This is a genomic window from Kineococcus deserti (genome assembly GCF_050871945.1).
Classification (GTDB): domain Bacteria; phylum Actinomycetota; class Actinomycetes; order Actinomycetales; family Kineococcaceae; genus Kineococcus.
Window position 1 is genome coordinate 1 of record NZ_JBJLSI010000066.1, and the last position, 7,059, is coordinate 7,059.

At 73.6% G+C, this 7,059-nt stretch carries 6 protein-coding genes; 3 read left to right on the plus strand and 3 right to left on the minus strand.

The features are described from left to right. Positions 1-131: 131 nt before the first annotated feature. A complete protein-coding gene (locus tag ACRYR2_RS24800) occupies positions 132-1,646 on the minus strand; it encodes an MFS transporter (RefSeq protein ID WP_432565671.1) in 1,515 nt (504 codons plus the stop codon). Positions 1,647-1,784: 138 nt separating this feature from the next. Between ACRYR2_RS24800 and ACRYR2_RS24805 the strand changes: the two genes are divergently transcribed. Further along, entirely contained in the window at positions 1,785-2,426 is a 642-nt protein-coding gene (locus ACRYR2_RS24805; RefSeq protein ID WP_432565672.1) for a TetR/AcrR family transcriptional regulator, read from the plus strand. Positions 2,427-2,474: 48 nt separating this feature from the next. Here the strand turns inward: ACRYR2_RS24805 and ACRYR2_RS24810 are convergent, their stop codons facing one another. Continuing rightward, positions 2,475-2,984 (minus strand): Lrp/AsnC family transcriptional regulator, encoded by a 510-nt coding sequence (locus tag ACRYR2_RS24810; protein WP_432565673.1) that lies wholly within the window; start codon positions 2,982-2,984, stop codon positions 2,475-2,477. Positions 2,985-3,086: 102 nt separating this feature from the next. On the opposite strand from ACRYR2_RS24810, the gene ald reads away from it, so the two are divergent. Then, on the plus strand, positions 3,087-4,202 hold the full coding sequence (gene ald, locus ACRYR2_RS24815) for an alanine dehydrogenase (protein ID WP_432565674.1): 1,116 nt from the start codon (positions 3,087-3,089) through the stop codon (positions 4,200-4,202). Between the two features lie 99 nt (positions 4,203-4,301). On the opposite strand, the gene ACRYR2_RS24820 is transcribed toward ald, so the two are convergent. Next, positions 4,302-5,453, minus strand: a complete 1,152-nt coding sequence (locus ACRYR2_RS24820) for a glutamate--cysteine ligase (protein WP_432565675.1) — start codon at positions 5,451-5,453, stop codon at positions 4,302-4,304. A gap of 67 nt (positions 5,454-5,520) precedes the next feature. Between ACRYR2_RS24820 and ACRYR2_RS24825 the strand changes: the two genes are divergently transcribed. Continuing rightward, positions 5,521-6,939, plus strand: a complete 1,419-nt coding sequence (locus tag ACRYR2_RS24825) for a dihydrolipoyl dehydrogenase family protein (RefSeq protein WP_432565676.1) — start codon at positions 5,521-5,523, stop codon at positions 6,937-6,939. The last annotated feature ends 120 nt before the right edge of the window (positions 6,940-7,059 follow it).

Consider the following 7,059-nt stretch of genomic DNA (forward strand, 5'->3'; position numbering starts at 1 on the left):
CCCCCCCCCCCCCCCCCCCCCCCCCCCCCCCCCCCCCCCCCCCCCCCCCCCCCCCCCCCCCCCCCCCCCCCCCCCCCCCCCCCCCCCCCCCCCCCCCCCCCCCCCCCCCCCCCCCCCCCCCCCCCCAGGGTTCAGTGGGCGGTGGTGGGAGCGGGGATCGAGGCCGCCGCGGCCAGGCGTTCGCGCCGGACCGCGTGCCGGTTCACCAGGGTGCCGGAGACGACCGCGACGAGCACCAGCGCGATCGCCCCGCCGGTGAAGGCGACGTGGTAGCCGTGCAGGACCGCGTCGGCGGGGTCGCCGTCGAAGCCGGCGACGGAGCCGGCGAACACCGAGGACAGCAGCGCGGTGCCGATCGACCCGCCGATCTGCTGGAACGTGTTGACGCTGGCGCTGGCCGCGCCGGCGTCCTCACGGGCCACGCCGCTGGTGGCGGTGTTCATGGCCGAGGACACGATCAGGCCCATGCCCAGCCCGGTCACGACGAGGGCGGGCAGGACCGTCCCGGCCCAGGTGCTCTCGGCGTCGGTGCGCAGGAACAGCAGCACACCGGCCGCGGCGACGAGGCCGCCGGTGCGCAGGAGGACCCGCGGGCCGACACGAGGCAGCAGGCGCGGGGTGATCTGGGTCGCCGCAGTCATGATCGAGAACGGCATGGGCAGGAACGACAACCCGGTCTGCAGCGAGGAGAACCGCAAGGTCTGGCTCAGGTAGTACGTCAGGAACAGGAAGATCCCGAACATCGCGACCCCGACCAGGCCGATGGCGACGAGCGCGCCACCGCGGTCGCGGTCGCGGACGATCCGCAGCGGCAGCAGCGGGTGGGCCACCCGGGACTCCACGATCACGAACAGCGCGACCAGGACGACGCCGGCGAGGAGGCAGGCGATGGTCACCGGGTCCGACCAGCCGTCGGTCTCGGCCGAGGAGAATCCGTACACGATGCCGACCAGGCCCAGCGTGATGGTCACGGTGCCCAGCAGGTCCAGGCGCGGGCGCGGCCCACGGACGGGTTTCGGCATGAACAGCAGCGCGCCGACGACACCGAGGACGGCGAACACGACGTTGACGTACAGGCACCAGCGCCACGAGGTGTACTCGGTGAGCACGCCGCCGAGCAGGACACCGGTCGCGGCACCGGAACCGGCGATGGCGCCGAAGACGCCGAACGCGCGGGCCCGTTCCTTCGGGTCGGTGAACGTCGTGGTCAGCAGGGCCAGGGCCGAGGGGGCCAGCAGCGCGCCGAAGACGCCCTGCAGGGCACGGGCCGCGACGAGCTGGCCGAAGTTCTCGGCCAGGCCGCCCACGACGGAGGCACCGGCGAAACCGACCAGGCCCACGAGGAACGTGCTCTTGCGGCCGAACAGGTCGCCGAGGCGGCCGCCCAGCAGCAGCAGCGAGCCGAAGGCCAGCGAGTAGGCGGTGACGATCCACTGCCGCTGGTCGTCGGCGAACGCCAGGTCCGCCTGGGCGGCGGGCAGGGCGATGTTGACGATCGTGGCGTCCAGGACGACCGCGAGCTGGGCGATGCCGATGACGGCCAGGACCAGCCAGCGGTGGTCCTTCGGGGCGGCGGCGTGCGCCGGGTGGGTCCTGCGTCGCGTCGAGGGTCGCGTCCGGGGTCGTGCGGTGGTCTCGGAGCTCACGAGTTCTCCAGGTGTTCGAGGTGCCGGCGGGTGGACCAGGCCGGCGAGAAGCGGACGCATCGCGTCCACTTCGATCCAGCGTACACGCAAACGGACACGAGGTGTCCACTTGTTCCCGGTCGCGGGTACCCTGCCCCCATGTCCTCGATCGCCGCCCGTCCGCTGCGCGCCGACGCGGCACGCAACCGGGCGCTGATCGTCGACGCGGCGCGGCGGTTGTTCGCCGAGCGCGGGCTGGACGTGACGCTGCACGACGTCGCCGAGGCCGCCGGCGTCGGCGTCGGGACGGTCTACCGGCGGTTCCCGGACAAGGACGCGCTCCTGGCCGGTCTGGTGGAGGCCAAGCTGGAGGGGTTGCTCGCCCTGGCCGAGAAGTGCACCGTCCAGGTCAGCGGGCGCGACGGCCTGCGGGCCTACCTGTTCGGAACGATGGCGCTGCGGGCCGGGGACAAGGCCCTGTCCAACGTCGTCATGCGCGCTGCGCCGTCGACCGCGGCGGCCGAGCGGCTGCGCGGCGAGCTGAGCGAGGTCGTGGGCCGGATCGTCGAGCGGGCGCGGGCCGAGGGGGCGGTGCGCGCGGGTTTCGAGCCCTCCGACGTCCCGGCCGTCTCCTCGATGATCGGCTCCATCGCCGACCGCACCCGGGAGGAGCACCCGGAGGCTTGGCGCCGGTACGCCGCGCTGCTGCTCGATGCGGTGTGCCCGCCCGAAGGTGTCCTGCCGCCGATGGAAGGCGTTGCCCCGCAGTCGTTCCTCAGTTCCCCGCCGACTTGTCGCTGACGGCCCGCGCGGGTGCGGGGGGCCGGGCGCCGCGCTCGGCGGGCCGGCTCAGGTGCGCCCGACCCCGCGGGTGTGCTCGAAGATCAGGCTCGTCTCGGTGAGCCCGACGTCGGGATCGCGGGACAGGTGCTCGGCGACGAAGTCGCGCAGGGCGGCCGTGCTCTCCACGGCCACGTGCAGCAGGTAGTCGTCGGCGCCGGCGACGAAGTACACGTCGAGAACCTCGGGCTGACGTCGCATCCGGGCGACGAACGGCCCCATGCTGCCGCGGGCGTGCGCGGCCAGCTTCACGGCGATCATCGCCTGCAGGTCCAGCCCGAGGGCGGCGGGGTCGACGTCGGCGTGGAAACCGCGGATCACGCCGGACTCCCGCAGGGCGCGCACCCGCAGCAGGCAGGTGGAGGCGGCGATGCCGACCTGCTGGGCCAGGGCGGCGTTGGTGATGCGCGCGTCCTCGGCCAGCACGCGCAGGATCGCCCGGTCGACCGGATCCACCACCCGGCGCAGGTTCTTCGGCTGCACCGCTTCCGGCGCGCCCGTTCCCGAACGATCTGTCACGTCGAAAGGCTCTCACGAATCTTCTGCAGCTTGCTTGCCGGTCGGCCGAACCGTCTTCAGGCTGGTCCTGAGCGAGTTCCCGGATCGACTGAGGAGAGCACCATGCGCATCGGCGTCCCCCGTGAGGTGAAGAACCGCGAGTACCGCGTGGCGTTGACCCCCGCGGGCGTCCACGAACTCGTCGGCCACGGCCACGAGGTCCTCGTCGAGACCGGGGCCGGCCTGGGCAGTTCGCTGCCCGACCGCGAGTACGAGGCCGCCGGCGCGAAGGTCCTCGCCGAGGCCGCGGAGGTCTGGGACGCCGCCGACCTGCTGCTGAAGGTCAAGGAGCCGATCGCCTCCGAGTACGCGCGGCTGCGTGCCGACCAGGTGCTGTTCACCTACCTGCACCTGGCCGCCTCGCGCGAGTGCACCGACGCGCTGCTGGCCGCCGGGACCACGTCGATCGCCTACGAGACCGTCCAGCTGCCCGACCGGTCGCTGCCGCTGCTGGCCCCCATGAGCGAGGTCGCCGGCCGGCTGGCGCCGCAGGTCGGCGCGTACTCGCTGATGCGGGCTGCGGGTGGGCGCGGTGTCCTCATGGGCGGGGTGCCCGGGGTGCGCGCGGCGGACGTCGTCGTCATCGGCGCGGGCGTCTCGGGTCAGAACGCCGCCCAGATCGCGCTCGGCATGGGCGCCGAGGTCACCGTCCTGGACCTGTCGATCCCGAAGCTGCGGGAGGTCGACGCCCGGTTCGGCGGGGCCGTCCGGACCATCGTCTCGAACTCCTTCGAACTCGCCCGGGCGGTGCGCGGGGCCGACCTCGTCATCGGGGCCGTGCTGGTCCCCGGCGCGAAGGCGCCCAAGCTGGTGAGCAACGAACTCGTCGCGCAGATGCGCCCCGGCTCGGTCCTCGTCGACATCGCGATCGACCAGGGCGGGTGCTTCGAGGACTCGCGTCCCACGACGCACGACGACCCGACGTTCGCCGTCCACGGTTCGGTGTTCTACTGCGTCGCCAACATGCCCGGCGCGGTCCCGCACACCTCCACCTACGCGCTGACCAACGCCACGCTGCCCTACGTCACGCGACTGGCGAACTCCGGCTGGAAGGCGGCGGTGGCCGCCGACGCCGCGCTGGCCGGTGGCCTGTCGACCCACGCCGGGTCGCTGGTGAACGCCGAAGTCGCTGCCGCGCACGGCCTGCCGTCGATCACGCCCGCCGAGGCGCTGGCCTGACCCGAGTCCCCCGCGGAAACAACAGTTTCCGTCGCCTGGGCAGCTCGATGGCGACGGAGACTGTTGTTTCCGCGCGGATTCGGCGCCGGGTGCGGGTGGTCAGCCCTGGCGCATCTCCGCCACGAGGGAGTCCACGACGTCGCGCAACGGGTGCTCGTCCCCCCGCGCGCGGGCCGCGTCGTACGTCGCCCGCTGACGCTGGTAGCTCGCGCCGTGGCGCGGGATCTGCGCCACCACCGCCAGGTCGTCGGCGCAGTCCAGCTGCCGGGCGACGGGTTCCAGGCGGTTGAGCCACTCGTCCAGGTCGTCGGTGACGAGCCGTTCACGGCCGGCGGCGTCGACGATGATCTCGGCCTCCAGGCCGTACCGGGACGCCCGCCACTTGTTCTCCTGCACGTGCCACGGCGGCATCGTCGGCAGGTGCTCACCGGCCTCCAGGCGGGCGTCGAGGTGGACGACGAGGCAGTGGATGAACGCCGTCAGCGCCCGCAGTTCCCGCAACGAGGGGGTCCCGTCGCACACCCGCACCTCGATCGTTCCGAAGTGCGGTGAGGGCCGGATGTCCCACCGGACGTCGGACAGGCTGTCGATGACGCCGGTGACGAACATGTCGTCGACGTAGCCCTCGAACTCCTTCCACGTCCCGAACTGGAACGGCAGGCCCGCCGTCGGCAGCTGCTGGAACATCTGGGCCCGGTTGCTGGCGTACCCGGTGTCGAAACCGTTCCAGTACGGCGAACTGGCCGACAGCGCCTGCAGGTGCGGGTAGTGGTTCAGCAACGTGTTGAGGATCGGCAGCACCTTGTGCACCGAGTTCACCCCGACGTGCACGTGGACGCCCCAGATGAGCATCTGCCGGCCCCACCACTGCGTGCGCTCGAGGAGTTCGGCGTACCGCTCGTCGGGGGTGACGAGCTGCTCGTCCCACCGGGCGAACGGGTGCGTGCCCGCGCACATCAGGTCCAGGCCCAGCGGGTCGGTCACCCGGCGGACCGAGGCGAGGCTCTCGGTGAGGTCCTCGGCGATCTCGGGCACGGTGTCGCACACGCCCGTGACGACCTCGAGGGTGTTGCGCAGCAGTTCCTTCGTCACCCGGGCGCCCGTCGCCGACGGTTCGCGGTCGACCGTCTCCAGCACCTCCGCGGCGCGGGAGGCGACGTCGCGGGAGTGGCGGTCGACGAGCACCATCTCCCACTCGACGCCGAGCGTCGGACGGGGGGAGGCGTTGAACTCGACCGTGCGGTGACCCACGGACCGATCACACCACACACCCGTCCCCCTCGCTTCCCCGTCGGCGCACGCACTAGCGTCCGGCGGTGTGAGCGCTGAGCGTGAGGTCGATGTGGTGGTCGTCGGTGCCGGAGCCGTGGGCGAGAACGTCGCCGACCGCGCCTCCCGCACCGGACTGGACGTGGTCGTCGTCGAGAAGGAGCTCGTCGGAGGGGAGTGCTCCTACTGGGCGTGCATGCCCAGCAAGGCGCTGCTGCGCCCCGGTCAGGTCCTGGCGGCCGCACGCCGCCTGCCCGGGGCGGCCGAGGCCGTCACCGGGACGCTGGACGCGGAGCAGGTCCTGCGGCGGCGGACGTCCTTCACCAGCGACTGGGACGACTCCGGCCAGGTGTCGTGGCTGGAGTCGGCCGGTCTGTCGCTGATCCGCGGCACCGCCCGGCTGAGCGGGCCGCGGCGGGTCGAGGTGGCCGGTGCCGACGGGGCCACGACGGTGCTGACCGCCCGGCAGGCGGTCGTCCTGTCGACCGGATCGGTCCCGGTGGTCCCCGACGTGCCGGGGCTGGCGGACGCCTCGCCGTGGACCAGCCGGGAGGCGACGAGCGCCAAGAGCGTCCCCGGCCGGCTCGTGGTCCTGGGCGGTGGTGTCGTGGCCGTCGAGATGGCCCAGGCGTGGGCCCGGCTGGGGTCGCAGGTGACGATGCTGGTGCGCGGCGGACTGCTGCGCGGTCAGGAGGACTTCGCCGGCGAGCTCGTGGCCGCCGCGCTGCGCGAGGACGGCGTGGACCTGCGCCTGGGTGCCGAACCCACCCGCGTCAGCCGCGACGGTTCGGTGCGCGTCGAGCTGGCCGACGGTTCGGTCCTCGAGGCCGACGAGTTCCTCGTCGCGACCGGTCGCCGGCCGGTGACCTCCGGGATCGGCCTGGACACCGTCGGGCTGCAGGACGGCGGGTCCTTGACGGTCGACGACTCCGGCCTGGTCGCCGGGGTCGAGGGGGAGTGGCTGTACGCCACCGGAGACGTCTCGGGCCGGGTGAGGCTGACCCACCAGGGCAAGTACGACGCCCGGATCACCGGGGACGCGATCGCCGCGCGCGCAGCGGGCCCGGTCGACGCCTCGCCGTGGTCGAAGTTCGCCGCCACGGCCGACCACGCCGCCGTGCCGCAGGTCGTGTTCACCGACCCCGAGGTGGCGCAGGTCGGGCTGACCGCGGCGCAGGCGCGCGAGAAGGGCCTCGACGTCAGGGTCGTCGACTACGAGATCGGCGACGTCGCCGGCGCCTCGGTGCTGGCCGACGGCTACACCGGCACGGCGCGGATGGTCGTCGACGAGCAGCGCCGGGTGATCGTCGGGATGACGTTCGTGGGTCAGGAGGTCGCCGAACTCCTGCACTCGGCCACGATCGCGATCGTGGGCGAGGTGCCGCTGGAGCGGCTGTGGCACGCCGTCCCGAGCTACCCGACGGTCAGCGAGGTGTGGCTGCGGCTGCTCGAGACCTACGGTCTGTAGCCACCGGTGGGGGGGGGGGGGGGGGGGGGGGGGGGGGGGGGGGGGGGGGGGGGGGGGGGGGGGGGGGGGGGGGGGGGGGGGGGCCGGGGGGGGGGCCGGGGGCGGGGGGGGTGGGCGAGG